Below are 3,081 nucleotides of genomic sequence, written 5' to 3' on the forward strand. Positions count from 1 at the left end.
ATCTGTGCAGTGCATCTGCACATAGCACTGCACAGATTGATATAATTTCTAAAGTAAATTGTAAGGGACAAATCAGAACAGAAAAAACGTAATTTAGCATTAAAACAAGGCAATCCGTTGGATTGCCTTATTCTATGCATATATTCTTCCAAGAAAGGTATTGACACATTGCAGAAATTATGATAATCTGTTATTACTGAATTGCCGTGTAACAGGAGGTCCATTATGAAAAATAGAATTTTGACTCGCTTTATATCATTAATAACAAGTCTTGCACTGGTCTTATCGCTTTATTATTGCTTTCCCGACAGCATCATAAAAGCAAATTCAACAGATCTCACCGAAGCAGAAAGTGTCGCTGATACGTCTGATACGATATCAGATAATCCCTTTGACAAACAGGACGACATGGAAGTCCCCTACGACAGAACTCGCTGGGTACAGCCGAAGGATTGGAATACTCCGAAGATAGATCCCAGGGATTATGATGGCGGCATTATGCTCTATTTCGATAAGATTGGACTTGAACCCGAATATGCAAAGGGCAAGGTCCAGCGAGTTTATTTCAGTATTACAGGCGCAACGGAACCGGTCAGCTACATCAAGTTCCACGTTTTTTATGACACTCGTCTGACTGTCAAAGAAAACTCAGCAGGTAAGTTCATAACACCAGGCAAAGGATTAAACGGCTTCACTACAGGCTCGGCAAAGATCGAAGACGGACAGCTGGCATTCTATGCATATGCCGAGGATACTCTGCTGAATCACAGCTGTTTATTCACCATTGATTTTATAGTTCCCGAAAATGCTGAGCAGGGTGAAGTCTATCCCATAGGCTTGGCGTATACAGACGACGGCATAGTAGCTGATACCTTTATAAACAGTCATAAGGACGAGGCAGGAAAACTTCAGATGACCTATGTATTCACTAAGGGTATCTACAACGGCTACATCAGGATACTCGGCGAAAAAAAAACTACGACAACAACGCCAACCACTACAACTACTGTCACAACAAAGGCTAACCCTGATGAAACTACTGAGTATAAGCTTGGCGACGTAAATAATGACAGGCTGATAAATGCGGTTGACGCTTCATCAGTTCTTGCATATTATGCTATGATCTCAACAAATCAGGATGGTGGATATGATGAGGAACAGAAGCTTGCGGCAGACGTTGACCGCAACGGCAGTATCAATGCTGTGGACGCTTCAAATATTCAGTCCTATTATGCCTATACCTCAACTGAAAAGGAAGGAATAATATCAATGGAAGAATTTATGGAAAAACAGGCTCATAATTCTCCATAAATATAAAAATGCCATAGAGTTTTTAACTCTATGGCATTTGTTTTTTTTCGTCAAGGCTAATTAGTCTCTCCTCAAGCCCTAAACATTCACCGAAATATCGACAAAAGAGAAATGATGTGATATAATAGAAGTGCAAGGGAAAGTGCGAAAAACAAAGAAAAAGCTTGCACTTCGGAGGACGTCATGTATAGATTTGAGGAAAAGCAGTTATCATTTACAGATTTTAATCAGCCGCAGGGGCTGCAGATGAATCCTGAAAACAGATGGATCAAGAAAGCCGAAATGATACCCTGGGATACAATAGAAAAAGAATATGCCAAGCTGTTCCCAAGCAGAACAGGTATGCCTGCAAAACCGTTGCGTATGGCACTCGGTTCGCTGCTTATGGAAGCAAATCCATAAAAGAATGAATCTCAATAAGGCCATCAATTTTTTTCATATCATCATGTGGATTAATACCAAACGCTTTAGGTGCAACTTTCGCGATAGGTACGTCGTTTTTTCCATGGAGGACAACGCCGCATGCTTGTGGGAGATGCTGCAAAATGTATCGGAAGGATACCATGATAATCAGAATGCGGAGATGGACAAGGCGTACAATCCTGACGCTCCTACTGATAATGGACCCAACACCTTCATGATGATTAATGATCCGGTATATCGTGATTACTGGACAGTACGTCCTGTTATAGATTTCCCTGACCCCTTGGCTAACTGGTCGAAGCCATACTTCGAACCAGAAAAGATGATTCCAATGACTCCGAGCGTAAACGACTTTCTGCCTGAGCCGGTCATCATAACACAAAATGGTGCTTCAACAAATGCCCAGGATGAGTTCGTTTTTAGCCCTGACGGAGTGATTCTTCGCATCAACTGCAGCAGAACGTATGAGGTAGATGCACCAAACACATACACAGAGTCACAGATAAAATACATCGTCGAAAACCTCCCTCGTATACCTGAGCGTGAGATGGATCGTCACGCAAGACGTGCCGCAGCAGCATCTGGCAAGCTTAAGGATCACCATATAGATGGCAAGGTCGAACTCGATTTTAGTGAGGTAATTCGCTTTAGATGGTCTGACGGGACGGTATCGGAAGTACCACGTGACTCCTTCCCTAATGCTGACAAGGAGGATGTCATTGACGTCCACTACAAAGAGACAAACGAAGAATAGATTGAAGCACCCTACGGGGTGCTTTAATCATTTTCTATGCATTCGTAATCTATTGTGGGCGATTTTGTTAACCTTGGTTAACACAAACCGCAATATAATTCAAAAACTCTAAAAAGCACTCAGTGATTCTCGGCGATATATAGAGCAAAAATAAACCACGTTGATGTACGGTTGATGTATTTTACTCATTTTGGTATAAAAAATAAGCACTCTCGATTGCTCGAAAGTGCCTATATTACGTTGGTTGCGGCGGCTGGATTTGAACCAACGACCTTCGGGTTATGAGTGTTGAACATTAGAAGATGTGACTTGCACCTACCGTTCATAATTGCCGATATTTAGCCATTTTCAAATATCAACCGATTCATGATTTGTATTAAATACATACCTATTTTTCATACAATAACGGAAAAATAACGGAAACGATTTATCATTCAGAATTTCTAAACTTACTCGTTACCTACACATTATCATCGATAGCATCTGGCTCTCACAGTTTTGGCTGTGAGAGCTTTTTTTGTCCTGTTATAATAATAAAAGAGTAAGCCCTGCAACAAATGGGGCAAGACTAATATCTTTCCTAACAGTATTAA

2 protein-coding genes and 1 pseudogene are annotated in these 3,081 nt (G+C 41.1%); all 3 read left to right on the forward strand.

Going from position 1 to position 3,081, the window contains the following annotated elements:
* The first annotated feature begins 225 nt into the window (after window positions 1-225).
* The 3 genes and pseudogenes from J6U00_RS05965 (at window position 226) to J6U00_RS05975 (ending at window position 2,488) form a co-directional block, all read left to right on the forward strand.
* On the forward strand, window positions 226-1,311 hold the full coding sequence (locus tag J6U00_RS05965) for a dockerin type I domain-containing protein (protein ID WP_296580143.1): 1,086 nt from the start codon (window positions 226-228) through the stop codon (window positions 1,309-1,311).
* Between the two features lie 183 nt (window positions 1,312-1,494).
* A pseudogene (locus tag J6U00_RS05970) lies at window positions 1,495-1,701 on the forward strand (IS5/IS1182 family transposase); the annotation flags it as partial.
* Window positions 1,702-1,837: 136 nt separating this feature from the next.
* A complete protein-coding gene (locus J6U00_RS05975) occupies window positions 1,838-2,488 on the forward strand; it encodes a hypothetical protein (RefSeq protein WP_296580145.1) in 651 nt (216 codons plus the stop codon).
* The last annotated feature ends 593 nt before the right edge of the window (window positions 2,489-3,081 follow it).

The organism is Ruminococcus sp. (assembly GCF_017650195.1).
In the GTDB taxonomy this organism is placed as follows: Bacteria; Bacillota; Clostridia; order Oscillospirales; family Ruminococcaceae; genus Ruminococcus.

Coding starts and splice junctions, on each gene's coding strand:
- J6U00_RS05965 (WP_296580143.1), top strand. CDS start 226: ATGAAAAATAGAATTTTGACTCGCTTTATATCATTAATAACAAGTCTT.